We start from the raw sequence: 20,091 nt of genomic DNA on the forward strand, positions 1-20,091 counted from the left end.
ATTTTCGCCGATCTGTGAGGGTTAAACAATGCAATGCCGCGTAATCATGCAGAAAAGCGGCTGAGGCGTCACGCCGGCGACGAGGAAACCCCTCAGGCAAACAGCAGGGTTTCGAGCTCATGCAGCGAGGCCACTTCCCAGTCTGGCGTAATCTGCTCTGGCTTGCTGCGCCCGTCGGCGTTCAGCCAGCAGGTTTTCAGCCCGGCGTTGATGCCGCCTAAAATGTCGGAGTCGGGATTATCGCCGACCATCAGCACGCGATCGCGCGGCGGATGGCCCATTTTTTCCAGCGCGTGATTGAAGATATCGGGATGCGGTTTAGCCACGCCTACCTGCTCCGAGATCACCAGCAGATCGAAGAAGCCCAGAAAGCCGGTGCGCTGTAGCCGCGCCTGTTGCAGCGCGGTAAAACCGTTGGTAATGATGCCCATCTTCACTTCGCCCTTCAGGCGTTCGATCAAATTAACGGCGCCTTTCAGCGGCACGCAAATCTCCGCCATGGCGTTTAAAAAGCCGCTGTTAAGCGTATCCGGCGTGACGTTCAGCCGCTCCGCCCACGGCGTAAAGCGCTGATGCTGCAGTTGCAGCGCGCTAATCGCGCCATTCTGATATTCCACCCACAGCGGCTTGTTGATCGCCTGATAATCGGCGTAATCACCTGCGGAAAACGCCACGTCATACTGACGGAACAGCTGTTGCAGTCCGGCAAAAGCGTCAAAGTGAAACAGGGTGTCGTCGGCGTCGAAAAGAATCCAGTCCCAGTTAGCTAACATCGTTTCCTCACAAGTCGGGCGACGATTACAGCGTCAGCGCCATAATGATCGCATCTTCACGGCCGGTGGCCGTGGGATAATAGTTGCGGCGCAGCGATACCTGATTAAATTCCAGGGATTCATAGAGTTGAATCGCGGCCTGATTAGACGCACGCACCTCCAGCCACAGGGTCAGCACATCGCGCTGCAGCAGTGCATCAATCAGATGCAGCAGCAGCTGACGGCCAAAACCCCGCCGCTGGAATGCCGGATCGACCGCAATGTTAAACAGCGTTGCTTCATCCAGCACCACCTGCGTGATGGCAAAAGCGGCCAGCGTGTCATCGACCGTCAGCCGATAATTCAGGTAGCGCTCGCCCTGATTGCTGGCAAAGGTTTTTTCCGTCCACGGAAAAGCGTGGCTGCGCTGCTCAATGGCAAACGCCTGCGGTAAATCATTCGGGGTGAGAAAGGAGATGGCCGTCATGTTCACAAATTTGTCGCCAGAGTGCGCGTTTCGCCGCGCCGTTGTAATAAAGCTCATCTAAAGCCGGAGAATCGAGTTGAATGCCTGCGCGCGTCAGCGGATCGCTCAGGCCAAGGCACCAGCTGGCGTACTCGCCCTCTTCCGGCAGCATTGCTACCTGATCGGGCGTCAGCGGCATCACCTGATGCGGCTCGAGCGCCAGCGCGCGCAGCACATCAGCCACCAGCGCATCATCGAGCGCCGGCGGTACCATTGCCACAATTAACAGCCGCGTATCGGGCGCCACCGTCAGGGCTATTTCACCTTTCAATGCGCGCGGACGCCGCAGCTGATACTGCGTAATGCCCATCTGCTGTAACAGCCAGTCACGCCTGGAAGCCATAATATTAACCCGTTTTAGCCACAAGAATGCGGCGCTATGCTAGCAAACCCATCGAACATGCGCCAACAAACCACTATACTCTGCCCTCAGTTTTTTAAGGAGCCAACCATGCCCGCTTTTTCCCCGGCCAGCGAAGTAATCCTGCGCCACAGTGATGAATTTACCGAACGCCGCGTGCTGTTTGCCGGCGATCTGCAGGATGACCTGCCCGCCCAGCTTGAGACGCAGCTCAGCAAAGTCTTTACTCAGCAATACCATCACTGGCAGTTGCTTAGCCCGCGCCTGGAAGAGAACGCGCGTTTTAGCCTGGTGGCAACCGCCGATGACGTCAGCGACTGCGATACGCTGGTTTACTACTGGCCAAAGAGCAAGCCAGAAGCGCAGTACCAGCTGCAAAACCTGCTCTCCCTGCTGCCTGAAGGCTGCGATCTGTTTGTGATCGGTGAAAACCGTAGCGGCGTGCGCAGCGCGGAAGGCATGGTTGAGGCGTGGGCAAAGCTGGATAAAATCGACAGCGCCCGCCGTTGTGGCCTCTATCATGGCAAGCTGGAAACCCGTCCTGACTTTGATGCAGAGAGCTTCTGGCACAGCTACGAAGTGGATGGCCTGACCATCAAAACCTTGCCTGGCGTCTTCAGCCGTGATGGCCTTGATGCCGGCAGCCGCCTGCTGCTGTCTACGCTGAGCGCGCATACCAAAGGCAAAGTACTGGATGTCGGCTGTGGCGCGGGCGTACTTTCTGCCACACTGGCCAGCCATTCGCCGAAGGTGCGTCTGACCCTGACCGACGTCAACGCAGCAGCCGTCGCGGCCAGTAAAGCGACGCTGGCGGCCAATCAGCTGGAAGGCGACGTGTTCCCGAGCAACGTCTTCTCTGACGTGACCGGCCGTTTCGATATGATCATCTCCAACCCGCCGTTTCATGAAGGCACGCAAACCAGCCTTGATGCTGCTCAGACGCTGATCCGCGGCGCGGCGAAGCATCTGAACACCGGCGGCGAGCTGCGTATCGTGGCTAACGCCTTTTTGCCGTATGCCCAGGTGCTGGACGAAACCTTTGGCAGTCATGAAGTGCTGGCGCAGACCGGTCGCTTCAAGGTTTACCGTGCGGTTTATGGTCGTGCCGCCAAAGCGTTACGCAGCGCGAAATAAGCGAGAAATGTCCGTTGCCGTCGGCGGCTGACGCTTTTTGCGGCAATCATCCGACGGCGGCGAAATATCTGTTGACGTCCTGAGTAAAACCTCTAGAATGCGCCTCCGTGGTGGCAATACGGTTTCGTGTTGCGGGTATGCGAAGGTGGCGGAATTGGTAGACGCGCTAGCTTCAGGTGTTAGTGTCTTAACGGACGTGAGGGTTCAAGTCCCTCTCTTCGCACCATGCGGTGATATAATTCAGGACAACTTATTGCGAAGGTGGCGGAATTGGTAGACGCGCTAGCTTCAGGTGTTAGTGTCTTAACGGACGTGAGGGTTCAAGTCCCTCTCTTCGCACCATGCGGTGATATAATTCAGGACAACTTATTGCGAAGGTGGCGGAATTGGTAGACGCGCTAGCTTCAGGTGTTAGTGTCTTAACGGACGTGAGGGTTCAAGTCCCTCTCTTCGCACCAGTTGTCTTTTTCTCTTCTGCTTGACTGCATTATTCCCCTGCTGTTTTCTGCACGTTTTCCTGATCAATCCTGTTTCATCATCCAGACGCTATTATTTCACGCCGCCCTGCGGGCGTTTATCCCGTGGTAAAATTCAGTGAAATGGCCGCCAGTGCGCCCGCCAGAGCCAGACAGGAGGGCAACAGCAAATAGTGACGCAGCGTTTTATGAAACAGCATGGTCGCGGTCAGCAGCAAAGCGATAATCATCACCAGCCGCCATTCGGTGTAAGAGAGCTGCATCATTGCCAACAGCGGCAACGCCGTGCAGGGCAACAGCACGCCCCACGCGCTATCCAGCCGTTTGCCCATGAACCAACTCACACCCCACAATCCACATGCGGTAAACATGGCAATGATCATGCTTTTAGCCCTTAGATGATAATGATTACCACTAGCATATGATAATTTTTATCACTTTGCAGCAGGCCGGTGAAACTTTCCCGCCGCCGGATGACAGCCTGGGACGAAAATGCTAAATTCGCTCCGCTTCACACTCAGCTTATCCTTATAAAAAAACAACCCGGCCTCTGGCAGGCGTTGTTGCTTTCGCATCGCGCTTTACTATGTAAAAGCCATGACGAGTACTTAAATGAAATTACAAAGTTATGATGAATTACTTCACAGCAAATACCGATTATCGTTGTTATTATTTTTGGCGCTTAATTTAGCCGCATCGCTGTTTTGTTGTATTCCCGGCACCAGCCTGACCCCGACCACGCCGACCATACCGGCGATAGTTATTGCCATCAGCAGTGCCTCGCTGTTATTCACGTTATTTTTCCTCTCTAAACGCAAATTAGCCTTATTAACGTTGGTCGCCTTTTTTATGGGCGCATTATGGGCATGGCATATCACCGATAAATATTTACGCGGCCTGTATATTGATGGCGTTTTTTTATTGTTCAGCCTGATCACCATTTTTTTTATCAGTGCCATCGCGCTGAGCGATCATCTGCTCGCCTTCTGTTTGCATATTGCCCCGTCCTCGTCTGCGGTGCTGGTGCTGGATCAGGGCGAACACCGGTTGCTGATCCTCTTTACCCTCGCCCTGCCGCTGATCGGTTTCACATTGCAGCATATGATGCGCCGCCGCAGCGATCGCTTTACCCGGCAGCTGGTGCAGCAACTCTATGCGGAGAAAGAGAGCTACAGCGATCTCAGCATGCTCGATCCGCTGACCGGCCTTTATAATCGCCGCGGCCTGAAAAACCGGCTGACAAACCTGCCGGGCGATGGCACCAGCAATCACTTCGTGCTGCTGCTCGATATCGATCATTTCAAGGCATACAACGACAATTACGGTCATGCGATGGGCGATCAGGCACTGGCGCGCGTCTCGGTCGCCATTCGCGATGCGGTGCGCTCGCGAGATATTGTCGTGCGTTACGGCGGCGAGGAGTTTCTGGTGCTGCTAACCAACGTGAATGCCGCCATCGCCATGAAGCTGGCCGAGCGCATTCGTCAGTACGTGCTTAACCTTGAGATACCGCATCTGTTCAACGATCGGGTCGCCACTCATGTCACGCTCAGCGCCGGGATTGCCCCACTGAATGAAGCGGGCTTTGAAGCGGCACTCGCCAACGCCGATCGGGCGCTTTACGTCGCCAAACATCAGGGTCGCAACACCCTTCTCGCGTGGGAAAACCTCTCATCGGCGCGCGTTGTGCAAACGGCCAGCGCGCGTTAATCCCTTCCGGCTCGCTACCGCGGGCCGGGCAATTTTTATGCATAATCTTTTTTGCCGCTATTGTGAGCCTGGTTTTTTATGGATAGAATCAAGAACGATTATCATTTGTTTTCGTATCCCGATTCCCTATACAGGATGTCGCATGGCCACTCTCTCTCGTCAGGTACAGCAGTTCAGCAGCGCACCGCTGATCTTTCTGCAAAGCGATCGGCCACTGGCGACATCCATCGACGCGCTGCTGCATGAGCACCGCGCCTACTTCATCGATACGCTGCACCTCAACGGCAATGCGCCCGCCGACAGCCTGACGCTGGGCGAATGGTCCACCAGCGGCTGCTGGCAGGATCTGCAGCAGCGTTATAGCGATGACGTTTACAAGCAACATCCCGACCAGCCCCGCGAAGCCAAGCCGCTGCAGTCGCTGTGGGCACAATGGTATTTTGGCCTGCTGGTACCGCCGCTGATGCTGGCGCTGATCCTCGAGTCGCGCGCGCTTGACTGCTCGCCACAGCATATCCGCCTGCAACCGCACGCTATTGGTCGTCCGGCCGCGTTCTGGATTGATGTGCAGGAAGATGAAGACGCGCGCTATCTTAATGCGGTGCAGCGTATCGATCGCCTGGTACAGCACACCTTAATCCCGATGGTCGACGCGATCACCCGCCACGGCGACATCAACGCGCGACTGATCTGGAACAACACCGGCTTTTTGATGCACTGGTTTTTAGGCGAACTGAAAGAGAGCATTCCGGAACTGACCCGTCTGGCGCTGGAACACGCACTGTTCTTCAATAAGCAGCTGATCGACGGCAGCGACAACCCGCTTTATCGCACGGTGATTCCACGCAACGGCACCATGGAACGCCGCAGCTGCTGCCAGCGCTATCGCCTGCCCGACGTGCAGCAGTGCAACAGTTGTACACTCGCCGCCAGCTAACCAAAATTTCATCCTGACGACATTTACACTTCAGGCTGCTTATGGCAGCTTTGTTGCCTTCTTTTTGCCTGGAGAACAGCATGAGCCTGGAGTCGGTACGGCGCTTTTTCGCCGAACATGCGCCTGACATCGACATTATTGAGCTGGCCGAAAGCACCGCCACGGTGGAGATGGCCGCACGCGCGCACCATGTCGCCCCGGCGCAGATCGCCAAAACCCTGTCATTGAAAGTGAAGAATGAGGTGATCCTGGTGGTGACCTGTGGCGACGCGCGGCTCGATAACCGCAAGCTGAAGCAGGCGCTGGGTGCCAAAGCACGCATGCTCAGCGTGGATGAGGTGGTGAATTATACCGGTCATCCGGTGGGTGGCGTGTGCCCGTTTGGCCTTGAACAGCCGTTGCAGGTTCTCTGTGATATTTCGCTGCAACAGTTCAGCGAAGTCTTGCCCGCCGCCGGCTCAATCCACAGCGCGGTGCGTATTTCGCCGGCGCGCATGGCCGAGCTGACCGATGCACGCTGGGTAGATGTCTGCCAGTAAAACGCGGCTTTCCGCTGCCTTTTCAGAAGCGATCGCGCTTTATGAACAAGGCAGCGCAATTCATTAATTCATCATTCCAGCAATAGAATCGGTCGCCGTGCATCTCTACCTTATTCCTGAAATAAGAAATATCCGTATTAACCGCTCGGTTAATACGCTTCTTTCATCACCGCAAAATAACCCTTAATAAACTTACGTGCAGGCCATTAATAAACGGCATACCGGCGCTGATAATATTCCGCTCTCAGAGGATTTAAAGCAGAATGAGTGCGATACTTTAAGAACAATCGCAGCATTGAAATGGCAAATAATGTGATATAAATCACCACCAGAACACTCTTTCAGCTTCCTGATTTTGACCCGCCTCGTTGCGGCAAAGCTCAGCTTAATTGCAGGTCAACTATGCCCAGTTTGTTTGCCATTTACAGGAAATTCAGATTTCCTTTCAAATTCATGCATGCGGCGGTTAAGTATCCTGCTGCCAACGCCAGCGTGAAAAAATACTCGGTGATGTCGATTGAAGAGACTATCGATCGTCTGCTGAATGATAAAACGGTGTCGTTAGCGCGTTATGGCGATGGCGAGCTGGAGATGACCTACTACAAAAACATCGGCTTTCAGCCCTTTGATGCGCGCCTCTCAGAGCGCCTGAAAATGGTGCTGCGCGATGCGCGTAACAACCCGAACTGCCTGATCTGTATGCCGGACGCCTTCCGCAACATGTCGAGCATGCGTTCAGGTGCCGCGCTGTTCTGGTTCTTCCATAAGTCTTTCTATTTCAAACGCTATCAGAGTTTGCTGGATCAGAATTACCAGTACGGCAATACGTCGGTGACGCGCCCGTATCACGATTACAAAGATAAAACGCTGTCACGCACCATCTTCGAAAAATTCAAACTGCTGTTCAAGGATCAGCGCGTGCTGATCGTTGAGGGCAGCGGAACGCGTTTGGGTCTGGGCAACGATCTGATGGACAGCGCCAAAGAGATTAAGCGTATTACCACGCTGAACCGCAACGCGTTTTCGGTCTATGACAAGCTGCATGCAGCCATTGTTGAGACCGCGCCGAACTTCGATCTGGTGCTGGTTTCACTGGGCCCAACCGCCACCCTGCTGACCTACGATTTGAGCAAACAGGGCATTCGCAGTATTGATACCGGCCACATTGATATCGAATATGAGTGGATGCGCGCGATGGCCACGACCAAGGTGAAAGTGGAAGGCAAAAACGTCAATGAAGTGGGTTCACTGCTCACCGATGATAATGCCGTGCAGGATTTGACTTACCAGCAGCAGATTCTGTTTCACGTGGGTGAAAACAGCAAGCCTGCGGTGGCACCGGCTACCGCCTGATTCTGCTCGCGAACCTGCCCTTTACGGGCAGGTTTACTCCCCGGCTTTCAGCGCACAGCCACATGAAGAGCCCATCTCCATGTAGTACGAAATTTCCCGCACTTCTCCCGCATGATTCCAGTTAATCAGCATCTCAATCGCCGTTTCCGCCAGTTCATGAATATGCTGCCGCACGGTGGTTAATTTCGGCTGCTGAAACGCCGCCAGATCGGTGCCGTTAAAGCAGACCAGCGCCAACTGTTCCGGCACGCGAATGTTTTGCTCCGCCAGCGCTCGCAGGCAACCGATCGCCTGTGCCTCATTACTGATAAACAGCGCGCGCGGCACATTATCCTGCTGCAATATCTGACGCATCACGGCGTAGCCATCGTCGCGATGATAGCGCGCTGGCCAGATCCAACTTTCATTGATGGTTAATCCCTGTGCCTGCATCGCGTCGCGCCAGCCGTTAACGCGATCGCGGGCGTTCACCATCTCTGGGGGTCCGCAGAGAATGCCAATCTCACGATAGCCATGCCCAAGCAGATGTTCGGTTAACCGGCGTGCGGCACGGCGTTCATCGACGCGCAACACGCTGACGCCAGGCTGCGGATCGGCGCGATCCAGCATGATCAACGGCGTGCCGCTGGCTTTAACCAGATCGATCTGCGGATCGCTGTCGACGCTGGCATAGAACAGCCCGTCCACCTGCCGGTTAAGCAGCGCGTGAATCACCTCAATTTCGCGTTGCCGATCTTCACCGGCGTCACCCAGCAGCATCACGTGCCCGGCCTTCAGCGACTCCTGCAACAGCACATGCGCCATTGAGGCCACAAAGGGATTCGCGATACTGGGCACTATCAGGCCAAAAGTCTTGGTGCTGCCGAGGGCCAGCGCACGCGCCACGCCGTTGGGGCGATAGCCGATGCGCTGAATGGCATCCAGCACACGTTGGCGCGTTTTTTCCGCCACCGGACGTGGACCATTATTGATGACGTAGCTCACCACGGCGACCGACGTTCCCGCCAGCCTGGCGACGTCGGCACGGGTGACACGTTGAGAAGATTGCTGTTTTGCCACGAGAAATTTTATCCTTAAAATTGTCGTCCATATCATCAGTCGCACCAGCGTAACGTAACGGCGCAGAGCAGGCTATGTGGTACAGGCAATATAATCGGCGATGCGGGCAGAAAAATAACGGGTAGTGCGAATAGCGGGATAAGAAGGCAGGTGCGACTGCCCTTCCCTGGGAAGCATTCCTTCTATGCGAAAGCCATCGCATTGCTTGTCTGAGCGCTGCACCGTCGGTAACGGATCCCCTGGTATTGGCTCTGTGTATTGCCTGTTGGCGGAGCCACAATCGCGACTCGAAAGGCCATGCCAGACAATCACTGACGCATGCAGCGTGGGTCGGACCAGCGCTGATGGCTTCACTTGCTCAGTGTATCTACGCGCGTAGATTATTCAAGAGATGAAAATAAATAATAAGGATTTCTTTACAGTCAGCCGCAGACAGAAGAGGCAATAGAGCGTTTTATCAACGTGATGCGCTACACTGCTGTTATCGGGCAAAGTGTAAGCGAATTTTATCGGCAACCGTACTTAACCTTTGTGTGAAATTTGCGCATATCCGACGCAGACTTTTTATCCTGCCGGGTCACAACGGCGTATTTGCCCGCTATGCTAGCCGCCCTGCCCGCCTGTTAATATGAGGACAACTGACATGGCTATTATTCTGATGCGTCACGGCAAGCCGGATCGACAATCTTCATCCCGACTGACGGCGCTGGCCATGGCGGAGTGGTGTGAGCAGTACGATTTGTCGCTGGTGTGCGATCTGCCGCCGGCGCGCAGTGAGATGATTGCCCGGCAGGCGGATTATGTCATCGTCAGCAGCCTGCCCAGAGCGCAATCGTCGCTGGAAAAGCTACAGATGCAGCCGCAGGAAATATCGCCGCTGTTTGCTGAGGTCGATCTGCCGATTATCGCCTTTCCGCGCTGGCGACTGCCGCCGTTTCTCTGGCTGTCGGTGCTGCGTGCGCTGTGGTTTTGCGGCGTCTCTGGCAGCGTGGAATCCTATCGTGACGCCAGCCAGCGCGCGCATCAGGCGGCGGATCGGCTGATTGAACGATCGCACTCTGGCACCGTGCTGCTGGTCGGCCACGGCATCATGAATAAGATGATCGCCCGTGAACTGCGCCGCCGCGGCTGGCAGGCGGAGAAACACGCCAGCAGTCGCCACTGGAGCACCGCCATCTACAATCAGCCTTTTATCTAAGCGTCGTGCCGCGCCTCGCTGAACCGGGCGCGTAGCCAGTAGATAAATTCGCTGACCGCCCGCGGCACCTGCGCTGCCCACGGGCGCACGATCCACAGCCGTTCGGCAAACACCTCCACCGGCCGCCATGTCGGCAACAGCTGCGTCAGTTGCTGCTGCTCCAGCGCCGCCTGTGCGCTGAAATCGGGCAGCAGCGCAATGCCCAGCCCCTGCAAAGCCGCATCGCGAATTGACTCACTGTTGTTGGTGGCGAACGGCCCGCTGACGTCAACCGCCAGTTTCTCCGCGGGATTGTCAGCACTGATAAAGCGCCAGCGAGGCGATTCATGGCCGCGCGGATAACAGAGGCACTGATGCTGCGCCAGCTCGGCTGGTGTTTGTGGCGTACCCTGTCGTTGCAGATAGGCGGGCGCGGCCACTAGCACGGCGCGGGTATCGCACAGCCGCTGGGCGACGTGTGTCTCCGGGATCTGCTCGCTGTGGCGGATCGCCAGATCAAACCCTTCACTGCTCAGTGACACCAGCCGATCGGACACCTCAAGCTGAATACGCACTTGCGGATGCAGCACCAGAAACGCGGTGATGTGGCTCACCAGCTGCTGACGCGCAAACGCCACCGGCGCGGTAATACGGATCACGCCGCGCAGCGGGCCAGCCTCATCGCGCACGCTGACAAAGCTGCGCGCGATATGGGCAAACGGCTCGCGCAGATCGTCCACCAGCTTTTCTCCCGCCGAGGTCAGCCGCACGCTGCGGGTGGTGCGCTGCACCAGCGGTACGCCCGCTGCCGCTTCCAGCTCGCGAATTTTCTGGCTCATCGCCGCTTTGGAAATATCCAGCCGTTCCGCCGCCCGGGTGAAACTGCCCTGCTCCGCCAGCATCACCAGCGCATGCAGATGAAACCACAGCGCATCCGCCTTAAGCTCTTTCATGGTTATTGTTCACTGTGGTGAATAATGATTTCAAGTATAGCGCTTTTTCTCCTCGCCCATCATTGCCAGAATGGTCGCCATCGCCTATCCCATCAGGAGCACACTATGCCGTTATTACAGTTCGATATTATTGAAGGCCGCAGCGAAGCGGAGATTAAAACGTTGCTGGATGCGGCCCACCGCGCGGTGCTGACCGCCTTTAAGGTGCCGCCGCGCGATCGTTATCAGATTGTTCATGAAAACCGCGCCAGCAATATGGTATTTCTGGATACCGGGCTGGGATTTTCCCGCAGCGATCGGCTGGTGATGGTGCGCGTGTTCACCAGCCCGCGCAGCGACGAGCAGAAGCAGCGGTTTATGGCAGAGCTGGCGCGCGAGTTGCAGGAGAACTGTGACATCACCGGAGAAGATCTGATGATCTCCTTTATCACCAATGAAAAAGGCGACTGGAGCTTTGCCCACGGTGTGGCGCAGTACGTTACCGGCGACCTGTAAGCTCATGCTGATAAAGCTAATAATGACAACGTTATTAATATGTTAGCTATTTGACAGCGCCCGACGCACCGGACACATTATCGCCTCCCCGTCATAATAAGGAGATAATGATGAGATTTACCGGTTATGTTTTTGCGTCGTTACTGTTGGTATCGCCCTGGGCGCTGGCCGATGAACATCCGGCCAGCGTGCGGCTGGAATCGCTGTTAAAAGCGGATAAATCATGGGATGGCACGCGCTATACGCACTATCCCAGCGGCCAGCCCGAACTGTCGGTGGTGAAAATCACCCTGCCACCGCACGCGTCGTTGCCCTGGCATCAGCATGAAGCGCCCAATGCCGCGTACGTGCTCTCCGGCGAATTAACCGTGGAGAAAAAAGCGGATGGTAAAAAACTGACCCTGAGAAAAGGCGAAGTGTTGCCTGAAATGGTCGGTGAGATCCATCGCGGGCACAGCGGTGCTGAGCCGGTTGAACTGATCGTTTTCTATGCCGGGCAGGCCGACGCGCCGTTATCCACCGCCGAATAGCCCATCCTGCGCGGGCGTTGGTCCGCGCATTCTGTTTCCCCGTAGTGCCATTCCCTTCTGCAGCCCGCCTTCATGCCACGTGACCAACGTTATAATTGCCACAGGGATAGGTTGCAGCACCATGACAGCCGCGCTAGATTTAGCCGCTATCCTTTCTGAGGATGAATCAATGCGCGATTACAGCGCGCGCTCAACGAGGTATCGACGTTGTCTGAGTTTATTTCTGTCATCCTTTTTATGGCATCGATTGTCATTTACAGCACCAAAGCCGGGCGAAACATTTTTTGGTTCATTCTCATCCTGATCATTCTGGGCCTGTTTGTGGTGCTGAACGCCACCCTGCTCGCCAGCAACTATTTTACCGGTGAAGGCATTACCGACGCGGTCATTTACACGCTGACCAACAGCATGACCGGCGCGGGCATCAGCAAATATGTGCTGCCGGGCATCGGCCTGTTTCTGGTGCTGTTTCTGATCTTCTGCCTGCTGTCGTGGATCCTGCGCCGTAAAAAGCACGCGCCGCATCGCTGGGGTTACAGCGTGCTGGCGGTGCTGCTGGCAGCATGCTCGATCAAAACTACGCCCGCTTTTCAGCAGGTTAGTGCGCTGATCGCCTCGCAGATTCGGCAGGGCAACTCCGACTTCAGCACCTGGTATCAGGTGCCGAAAAAAACCCTCGCCGGGCCGAAGCTCAACGTGGTCTATATCTACGGAGAGAGCCTCGAACGCACCTATTTTAATGCGCAGACCTTTCCTGGCCTGGCGCCGGAACTCAGCCGCTTGAAAGATCAGAGCCTTGATTTCAGCGCCACCGAGCAGCTGCCCGGCACCGATTACACCATTGCGGGCATGGTCGCTTCGCAGTGCGGCATTCCGCTGTTTGCGCCTTTTGATGGCAACGCTTCTGCCGCGCTGTCGACCTTCTATCCGCAGAACATCTGCCTCGGCGATATTCTCAAAGCCTCCGGCTATGAAAACGTCTTTATGCAGGGCGCCGACCTGCGTTTCAGCGGCAAAGATGTGTTCCTGAAGTCCCACGGTTTTGACCAGATGTTTGGCGCGCAGGAGCTGAAATCGTTGGTTGCCGATCCGACTTACCGCAACACCTGGGGCTTTTACGACGATACCGTGCTTAATGAGGTGTTTGAAAAATATCAGGCGCTCTCTGCCGCCGGTAAGCCGTTTGCCCTGTTCGCCTTAACGGTGGACACGCATCATCCCGATGGTTTTATCTCCCGTACCTGCCAGCGCAAAAGCTACAGCTACGAAGGCAAGCCCAACCAGTCGTTCAGCGCCGTGGCGTGCAGTCAGGAGCACGTGGCGCACCTGATCGAGCGCATCATGGCGTCGCCGAGTTTTAAAAACACGGTGATTGTCGTCACCTCCGATCACCTGGCGATGAACAACACCGCGCATCGCTATCTGATGAAGCAGCCGCGTCACGATCTGTTCTTTGTGATTCGCGGTGATAAGCCGGAGCAGCGCGTTATCGACGTGCCGCGCAGCACGCTGGATAACGGCGCTACCCTGCTCGATATTCTCGGCGGCGATAACTTTATCGGCCTTGGCCGCAGCAGCCTGTCGAGCCAGTCGCTCTCTGCGCAGTTCCCGGACCTGAAAACCAAAATCAACAGCTGGAAGCACGACATTATTCAGCTGTGGAACTTCCCAAAAAGCATCGATGCTTACCGCATCGATAAAGCGGATAACAGCATCAGCTTTTCCGGCTCGCGCTTTAAGCTGCCGATTCTGCTGCGCGTTTCGCCGAATAAAGTGGAGCCGCTGCCGGAAGGCGAATATGCCGAACCACTGCGTTATCAGCTGGCGAAATTTACGCCTGAGCAAAAGTTTGTCTGGATCGATCGCTGCTACAAAATGGCGCGGATGTGGGATGCGGCGCTGGCGCTGAGTACCGATATCTGCGTGGCCAACGGCCAGATGGGCAGCCAGCCGCAGGTGCTGCGCGTGCCGCAGGATAAATATGACGGCAACATTCGCTTTGGGACGTCGCCGCTTAACGATAAGCAGTATCAGCAGAACGTTGAGCAGCTGCGAATCGCCGATAATGACATTCGCTATCACGCGGACAGCTTCCTGTTTGCGGTGCCCGGCGCGCCCGATATTGTGCGTCGCTATGAGGGCGTATCGCGTCATGAAGCGTGGGGGCGCTGGTCGAACGCCAATCTCGCGCCGCAGGTGAAGATTGAGTATGTCGAGCCGCTGCCTGCGCGCTTTGATTTGACCATTACCGCGCGGGCTTTCGGCCCTAACGCGCACCGGCCGATTCCGGTGAAAGTGGGCGATCAACAGCAGACGTTAATGCTTAGCCATGAGAACAGTACCACTACGCTGCACTTCACCAATCCTGGCGGCAGCAACAGCGTCATTCTGGCGCCGCCGGAGCCGGAGCTGTCGAACGTCGGCAACATCGCCGGCTTCGATCCACGCAGGCTCGGCATCGGCATGGTGGAGATCAAAATCACGCCGACGCCGTAAACGTCACCCACAAAAAGGCTGCCGCGCGCAGCCTTTTTTTATTCAGGCGTTGTTCACTTCCTCACGCAAGGTTTCCAGACGCTGGCGCTGCTGACCGTCGGCGCTGAAATTGTCGGCGGCCAGCCAGCGCTGCAACGCAGATTTTACGCGTGGCCATTCGCCATCAATAATGGAAAACCAGGCGGTATCACGATTGCGGCCTTTATAGACCACCACCTGACGGAACACCCCTTCCGGCTGAAAACCGAGACGCAGCGCGGCCGCTTTTGATGGCGCGTTGCAGTTGTCGCATTTCCATTCATAACGTCGATAGCCCAGCTGCTCAATGGCGTACTGCATCAGCAGAAAGTGCGCTTCAGTAGCCGCCGTGCTGCGGCGTAACAGCCGGGAAAACGTGACATGGCCGACTTCAACCACACCGTTCTACGCATCAATACGCATCAGCGCCAGCGTGCCGGTGGGCTGGCCGCTACTGAGATCGATAACGGTAAAATGCAGCGGATCGCGGCTCGCCTCCATGTTGCGCGCATGCGCGAGGTAGTCCGCCTCGTCGGCAAAGGGGCCAGTCAACATCCACGTCCAGTCCTCACCGTTGGGCGCCAGCTGCCACGCCTGATACAGCGCCCGCCCGTGAGCTTCCGCACTGAACGGCTCCAGCTGACAGGTGCGGCCCAAAAGCGTAACCCGCTGTGGCAGCGCCCGCGGCTGCCATTCCGGCAGTGGAAAACCCACCGGCTGCTGATAGTGATTCAGATGTTGCGTCATGGGGTGTCCTGTTGATGGTTAACGTTATTGCCGTAGTGAGGCTGGCTTACCCTGCCGCGATATTCCATACGTTCCGCCTCTTTTATAAACCGATTCTGCCAGCTATCACAATGCCAGCACGCTACGCCCGCTATTTCTTCGGTTATAAACCGTTAGCGATAACATCATCCGCGATGATTCCCGTAATTGACCTGCGGAATTTTCTGTAGTCCACTGATAGCGTAAATCCCCTATTTCGCGCAGTTCATTCAGGGAAGCAAATAACGCTTTCGATCTCTATTTTACCGCCCTTGCATGGATGCGCTCTGCTGAGAAAAGGACAATCATGGCAATCTTAATACCTAAGCTAAATAGTTTCCCTGCGTACGTAACAGCAGGCGAACGACGCGTGGCCAGGCGGCTTGAATCGGATCTGGAAGAACAGTGTTTGTGCTGGTATGACATTGCGGTTGGATCGAAGCGTCGTTATCCCGACTTCATCGTGTTAAATCCTGAACGCGGATTGCTATTTCTTGAGGTCAAAGACTGGAAAATAGACAATATTCACGCATTAACTCATAAAGAAGTCGAATATCGCTGTGAGTCCGGCATAAAGACATTTTGTAATCCCGTTGAGCAGGCACGCCAGGGGGCTTATGCCGCGCTAAAATTACTGGAACAGGATGCGGCGTTACAACAACAGCATGGCGCCCATCAGGGTAAATTGAGTTTCCCCTATGGCTATGGTGTCATTCTCAGTAATATTACCCGCAAACAACTTGATGCCGTACTTATTACCGATGAGCAGAAAGCGATTCTGCCGCCCGAATTAGTTATCTGCAAAGATGATATTAAAGAATCCGTGTCAGCGGAAACACTGCAAAATAAACTGTGGGCCATGCTGCGCTATCGGTTAGCAGAACCGCTGAGTGGCGAAAAAATTGACCGTATACGCTGGCATTTTTATCCTGAAATTCGGATAGACAGCAAGCAGTTGTCGCTTTTCCCAACCGAGAATGACCAGCCCTCGCCATCAGATCTGCCGGTGGCACTGCCTGATATTTTAAAAATCATGGATCCTCAGCAGGAAATTCTGGCAAGGAGTTTAGGTGAAGGCCATCGTGTAATTCATGGCGTAGCCGGTTCGGGAAAAACGCTGATTCTGATTTACCGCTGCATTCACCTGGCCGAAGTCCTCACGCAACCTGTGTTGGTTATCTGCTATAACATCTCGCTTGCGGCAATCCTTAAAAGCCGTATTAAGCAGCATGGGCTGGAGGAGAAGGTACAGGTATACAACTTTCATTCATGGTGTTCATACCAGCTCAGAAAACATACTCTTTCAAAACTGAACACATCAGAAAATACGTATGATGACCTCTTCCGCTCTGTAGAACACTATATTAACGAAGAGAAGATTGCCTCTGAGCAATATGGCGCGGTATTGATTGATGAGGGTCACGATTTACGCGCAGAATGGCTGAACGTACTAACTAAAATGACCAATGAACGCAGCGGCTCTTTGCTATTTATGTATGATGATGCCCAATCTATTTATAATAAGAGAGAAAACCTTGGCTTTTCATTAGCCAGCGTCGGTATTCAGGCGCAGGGTCGCACCACAATTCTTAAACTTAATTACCGCAACTCTCAGCAAATATTACATTTCTCGCGAAACTTTTTGCAGAGAGCATTCGATTCAACCAGCCAGCATAAAACTGAAGTTTTGCAACCTGAGTCAGCGGGTACGTATGGTCCTGAACCGGAAATCCAGCGGGTTGATAAACTGGCAGCAGAAGCCAGACAGGTACTGGAGTGGCTTGATCATCAACGTAATCAGGGATTGCGCTGGAAGGATATCGCTATTCTCTGTCCCCTGGCTAAAACGGGAAAATACTTTTGCAGCGTATTGAAAAGCCGGGATATCCCCTATTTCTTTTATGAAAAACCCGAAGATAAGAGATTGTATGATCCCCAGGATGACCGGCTACCCTTATTTGTTATTCCGAGCAGTAAAGGACTGGAGTTTCATTCCGTCGCGGTAGTTAACAGCAGTGAAATGGACTATGTGAAAAGCGATATTAATGAAGCAGCAAAAAAACTATATGTCGCTTTCACGCGCGCCACGCATCAGCTTTTGGTGACATTGCATCAGGACAATGCGCTAGCCGATCTGATTACGGCAAAATAGCCCTATGATAAATAAGCCGCTACGCGCGGCTTATTTATTGTTGAGAATGGTCGTTAACTGTAAGCCCGACACAGCGTGCCGGTGTTGGTTAATGTCCAGTTTTGGGTGGCAGCAGGAATAAAAGCGGACTGACCGGTTTGTAGCGTCAGCGTTTCACCTGCGGGATGGGTCAGCGTCGCGCTCCCGGTCATCACCAACACGATTTCGGCGCTGCGGGTCTGCATCGGCAGCGCCTCATTGGCGTTTAAGACGGTGAAATGAAAATCGTCTACCGGGATGGGATAATGCGCCTGCCCTTCCTGCCACTCTGGTGCCATCAGCAGCGACGTGTGGCTGATGGGTGAAAACGTGGTGCAGGCAATCAGCTCCTCAACATTGATTTTCTTATCGGTGAGCCCGGCGCGCAGCACATTATCAGAGCTGGCCATGATCTCAACGGCGGTACCCTGCACATAAGCATGCAGCGTCCCCGGATAAAGAAACATCGCTTCGCCCGGCTGTAACGTTATGCAGTGAAGATAGAGCGGTGCCAGAACCCCTGCATCATGTGGATAATGTTGATAAAGCTGCTGGATCACCGCCATGAGCGCGTCATCAAACGGGGCGCTGACGACCCGCTTAAGCGCCGCAGCTTTAGCGTCCGCGGAGAGTTGCATTAGCGTACTAAAAAACACCTTCAGTCCGACAGCATCAGGCTGCTGCGCCAGCGCATCCACAGCAGGGCTTAACGCAGTCACAGCCAGCAGGCGAAAATTCTTCACAATATCTGCGATGTCGCGAAAGCCATTCATGGCGATAAACGGTGTGATGGCGTAGACCAGTTCAGGCTTATGGTTGGCGTCGTTGTAATCCGGTATATCCTCATTAGCCCGCAAGGCACGTGCATAGCCCGCTTCCGCCTGCGCTTTCTGCGGATGCACCTGAATTGACAACGCCCGATCGGCAGCGAGAATTTTCATTAAATAGGGCAGATCGCCAAAGCGAGCGGCAGTCTCAGCACCGAGCATCCCCTTTCTGTCGCGGGCAATCAGTTCAGAAAGCGCCAGCGGCGTGCCGTTATCCATTACCTGCGACATGCCAGCAGGATGTACGCCCATCCACAGTTCCGCCTGCGGTTGTGCATCGGGATTAGGCACATGAAAGCGCTGATGCAACACGCTGCGGCTTCCCCAGGGATAAGGCTTCACCTCATTGGACAAAGGATAAAAAAAGTGATGGCTCACGCGAAACGCCCCTCACAGCTAAACTGATTGTTTTCGGCAAGCGCCTTGAACCACAGGCCGTTGCGTTTGATCTGGCGTTCTCCGGTGGTTAAATCGAGACGGTAAAAGCCGTAGCGGCGCTTGAAGGAGTTGATCCACGACCAGTTGTCGATAAACGTCCACTGATGTACGCCAAAACAGTTGGCACCCTCGGCAATCGCCCGATGTAACTGCACCAGATGTTCTTCCATCAAGCCGATGCGAAAACCGTCATCGATGATGCCGTCTGCCTGTACCGGCCCTTCCGATGCCAGATCCATCGCAATGCCGATCTCAGCGAGATACCACTTTATATTGCCGTAATTGTCGCGAATATTAGCCGCAATGTCGTAAATGGCCTGTGGCAGAATTTCGTTGTTATCGCGGTAGGGATTAAACCGTCCGTCAGGATCGACATAGTTTTCGAAATAAACATCCGGTGAGAAGTAATCCAGCGTATAAGGCGTTTCACGCGCTTTGACTCGCCGCGGGACGTAATAATTCACGCCAAGGAAATCAATGCGCGAATCGGTTATCCGTTTCACATCGGCCGGGTTGACCTCAGGCAGGCAGTGATGCTCTGCCAGCAGCGAACAAAGCTCCGCGGGAAACTGATGCTTTACCAGCGGATCAAGGAAGCTACGGTTAAAGAATAAGTCGGCATACCAGGCCGCTTTTTTATCTTCTGCTGATGCACTGCGCGTATAGGTTGGCGTCAGGTTGAGTACAATACCGATCTCACCGCCACATTGCATTTCACGATAACATTCAATGGCTTTGGCATGCGCCAGCATAATATTGAAGGCCACCTGAGCCGCCAGCTTGCCATCTTTCTTGCAGGGATAGTGAAAGTCATAAAGATAGCCGCCTTCAACCGGCACGATCGGTTCATTGAAGGTGGTCCAGTATTTGATTTTGTGGCCGAAGAGGCGAAACGCGGTAGCGGCAAAACGGGCAAAAAGATCGGTAACATGCACTGACTCAAAACCGCCATAACGCTGTTGCAGCTCGTCGGGCATATCAAAGTGATAAAGATTGATCATCGGCTCAATGCCGTTAGCGATCATCTCATCAAAATAGGCGTGATAGAAACGCACCGCATCCTGATTGGGCTCGCCGGTTTCCAGATCGTCAATCAGCCGTGACCACTGGATTGACGTACGAAACGAGTTCAGGCCGATGTTTTTCATCAGCGCGACATCTTCTTTATATTTGTGCAGCGTTTCGCACACTTTCTCCGGGCCGATCTGCTCAAAAAAGCGATCGGGTTGGCTGGCATACCAGCTATCCCAGATTGATGCATGCGGTTTGCCATCGGCGCCTTCGGTCTGGGGTCCGGAAGCCGCTGCTCCCCAAAAAAAGTGGTCCGGAAATGCATATGTGGTCATAGAACCTCCTGAAGCGTGAAAAAAGTGAT

18 protein-coding genes, 3 tRNA genes and 1 pseudogene are annotated in these 20,091 nt (G+C 54.6%); 13 read left to right on the forward strand and 9 right to left on the reverse strand.

Going from position 1 to position 20,091, the window contains the following annotated elements:
- Window positions 1–92 precede the first annotated feature (92 nt).
- The 3 genes from yjjG to ACJY2L_RS10880 are packed head-to-tail and all read right to left on the reverse strand — an operon-like array spanning window position 93 to window position 1,621.
- Window positions 93–773, reverse strand: a complete 681-nt coding sequence (gene yjjG / locus ACJY2L_RS10870) for a pyrimidine 5'-nucleotidase (protein WP_067427789.1) — start codon at window positions 771–773, stop codon at window positions 93–95.
- Window positions 774–798: 25 nt separating this feature from the next.
- Entirely contained in the window at window positions 799–1,239 is a 441-nt protein-coding gene (gene rimI, locus ACJY2L_RS10875) for a ribosomal protein S18-alanine N-acetyltransferase (protein ID WP_439213749.1), read from the reverse strand.
- Window positions 1,208–1,621 carry a DNA polymerase III subunit psi gene (locus ACJY2L_RS10880; RefSeq protein WP_439213665.1) on the reverse strand — a complete coding sequence of 138 codons (414 nt, stop codon included), beginning with the start codon at window positions 1,619–1,621 and terminating at the stop codon, window positions 1,208–1,210. The genes rimI and ACJY2L_RS10880 overlap by 32 nt, the downstream gene beginning before the upstream one ends.
- Before the next feature lie 108 nt (window positions 1,622–1,729).
- Here ACJY2L_RS10880 and rsmC point away from each other — a divergent pair, with 108 nt between their 5' ends.
- The 4 genes from rsmC (at window position 1,730) to ACJY2L_RS10900 (ending at window position 3,231) form a co-directional block, all read left to right on the forward strand.
- Entirely contained in the window at window positions 1,730–2,773 is a 1,044-nt protein-coding gene (gene rsmC / locus ACJY2L_RS10885) for a 16S rRNA (guanine(1207)-N(2))-methyltransferase RsmC (RefSeq protein WP_439213666.1), read from the forward strand.
- A gap of 139 nt (window positions 2,774–2,912) precedes the next feature.
- Window positions 2,913–2,999: transfer RNA gene (locus ACJY2L_RS10890), tRNA-Leu, on the forward strand.
- 29 nt (window positions 3,000–3,028) lie between these two features.
- Window positions 3,029–3,115, forward strand: a tRNA-Leu gene (locus ACJY2L_RS10895).
- 29 nt (window positions 3,116–3,144) lie between these two features.
- Window positions 3,145–3,231 (forward strand) — tRNA-Leu (locus ACJY2L_RS10900).
- Window positions 3,232–3,347: 116 nt separating this feature from the next.
- Here ACJY2L_RS10900 and ACJY2L_RS10905 read toward each other — a convergent pair.
- Entirely contained in the window at window positions 3,348–3,632 is a 285-nt protein-coding gene (locus tag ACJY2L_RS10905) for a DUF1435 domain-containing protein (protein ID WP_439213667.1), read from the reverse strand.
- A gap of 229 nt (window positions 3,633–3,861) precedes the next feature.
- Here ACJY2L_RS10905 and ACJY2L_RS10910 point away from each other — a divergent pair, with 229 nt between their 5' ends.
- From ACJY2L_RS10910 to ACJY2L_RS10925, 4 genes are all read left to right on the forward strand, one after another.
- Window positions 3,862–4,959 carry a GGDEF domain-containing protein gene (locus ACJY2L_RS10910; protein WP_439213668.1) on the forward strand — a complete coding sequence of 366 codons (1,098 nt, stop codon included), beginning with the start codon at window positions 3,862–3,864 and terminating at the stop codon, window positions 4,957–4,959.
- A 142-nt stretch (window positions 4,960–5,101) separates the two neighbouring features.
- Window positions 5,102–5,896: a siderophore-iron reductase FhuF gene (fhuF, locus tag ACJY2L_RS10915; RefSeq protein WP_439213670.1), complete on the forward strand. Its 795-nt coding sequence runs from the start codon at window positions 5,102–5,104 to the stop codon at window positions 5,894–5,896.
- Between the two features lie 80 nt (window positions 5,897–5,976).
- Complete coding sequence (locus ACJY2L_RS10920) at window positions 5,977–6,435, forward strand: YbaK/EbsC family protein (RefSeq protein WP_067427777.1); 459 nt, start codon at window positions 5,977–5,979, stop codon at window positions 6,433–6,435.
- Window positions 6,436–6,837: 402 nt separating this feature from the next.
- Entirely contained in the window at window positions 6,838–7,788 is a 951-nt protein-coding gene (locus tag ACJY2L_RS10925; protein ID WP_439213671.1) for a GT-D fold domain-containing glycosyltransferase, read from the forward strand.
- A gap of 33 nt (window positions 7,789–7,821) precedes the next feature.
- On the opposite strand, the gene ACJY2L_RS10930 is transcribed toward ACJY2L_RS10925, so the two are convergent.
- Window positions 7,822–8,883, reverse strand: coding sequence for a LacI family DNA-binding transcriptional regulator (locus tag ACJY2L_RS10930; RefSeq protein WP_439213672.1), 1,062 nt, complete (start codon window positions 8,881–8,883; stop codon window positions 7,822–7,824).
- A 607-nt stretch (window positions 8,884–9,490) separates the two neighbouring features.
- On the opposite strand from ACJY2L_RS10930, the gene ACJY2L_RS10935 reads away from it, so the two are divergent.
- Entirely contained in the window at window positions 9,491–10,045 is a 555-nt protein-coding gene (locus ACJY2L_RS10935) for a histidine phosphatase family protein (RefSeq protein ID WP_067427771.1), read from the forward strand.
- Here the strand turns inward: ACJY2L_RS10935 and ACJY2L_RS10940 are convergent.
- Window positions 10,042–10,977 (reverse strand): LysR family transcriptional regulator, encoded by a 936-nt coding sequence (locus tag ACJY2L_RS10940; protein ID WP_439213673.1) that lies wholly within the window; start codon window positions 10,975–10,977, stop codon window positions 10,042–10,044. The two genes, ACJY2L_RS10935 and ACJY2L_RS10940, sit on opposite strands and share 4 nt — an antisense overlap.
- A 105-nt stretch (window positions 10,978–11,082) precedes the next feature.
- Here ACJY2L_RS10940 and ACJY2L_RS10945 point away from each other — a divergent pair, with 105 nt between their 5' ends.
- From ACJY2L_RS10945 to opgB, 3 genes are all read left to right on the forward strand, one after another.
- Window positions 11,083–11,472, forward strand: a complete 390-nt coding sequence (locus ACJY2L_RS10945; protein ID WP_439213674.1) for a tautomerase family protein — start codon at window positions 11,083–11,085, stop codon at window positions 11,470–11,472.
- Window positions 11,473–11,579: 107 nt separating this feature from the next.
- Window positions 11,580–12,002, forward strand: a complete 423-nt coding sequence (locus tag ACJY2L_RS10950) for a cupin domain-containing protein (protein WP_439213675.1) — start codon at window positions 11,580–11,582, stop codon at window positions 12,000–12,002.
- A gap of 207 nt (window positions 12,003–12,209) precedes the next feature.
- Entirely contained in the window at window positions 12,210–14,498 is a 2,289-nt protein-coding gene (gene opgB / locus ACJY2L_RS10955) for a phosphatidylglycerol--membrane-oligosaccharide glycerophosphotransferase (RefSeq protein WP_439213676.1), read from the forward strand.
- Between the two features lie 42 nt (window positions 14,499–14,540).
- Here the strand turns inward: opgB and ACJY2L_RS10960 are convergent.
- Window positions 14,541–15,263, reverse strand: a pseudogene (locus ACJY2L_RS10960) (GNAT family N-acetyltransferase).
- Window positions 15,264–15,588: 325 nt separating this feature from the next.
- On the opposite strand from ACJY2L_RS10960, the gene ACJY2L_RS10965 reads away from it, so the two are divergent.
- On the forward strand, window positions 15,589–17,433 hold the full coding sequence (locus ACJY2L_RS10965; protein ID WP_439213677.1) for a 3'-5' exonuclease: 1,845 nt from the start codon (window positions 15,589–15,591) through the stop codon (window positions 17,431–17,433).
- A 53-nt stretch (window positions 17,434–17,486) separates the two neighbouring features.
- Here the strand turns inward: ACJY2L_RS10965 and manA are convergent, their stop codons facing one another.
- Both manA and ACJY2L_RS10975 read right to left on the reverse strand, forming a co-directional pair.
- Entirely contained in the window at window positions 17,487–18,656 is a 1,170-nt protein-coding gene (gene manA, locus ACJY2L_RS10970) for a mannose-6-phosphate isomerase, class I (RefSeq protein WP_439213678.1), read from the reverse strand.
- Complete coding sequence (locus ACJY2L_RS10975; RefSeq protein ID WP_439213679.1) at window positions 18,653–20,062, reverse strand: glycoside hydrolase family 1 protein; 1,410 nt, start codon at window positions 20,060–20,062, stop codon at window positions 18,653–18,655. The genes manA and ACJY2L_RS10975 overlap by 4 nt, the downstream gene beginning before the upstream one ends.
- Between the last annotated feature and the right edge of the window lie 29 nt (window positions 20,063–20,091).

The organism is Duffyella sp. Ts4, assembly GCF_051851875.1.
GTDB classification, from domain to species: domain Bacteria; phylum Pseudomonadota; class Gammaproteobacteria; order Enterobacterales; family Enterobacteriaceae; genus Duffyella; species Duffyella gerundensis.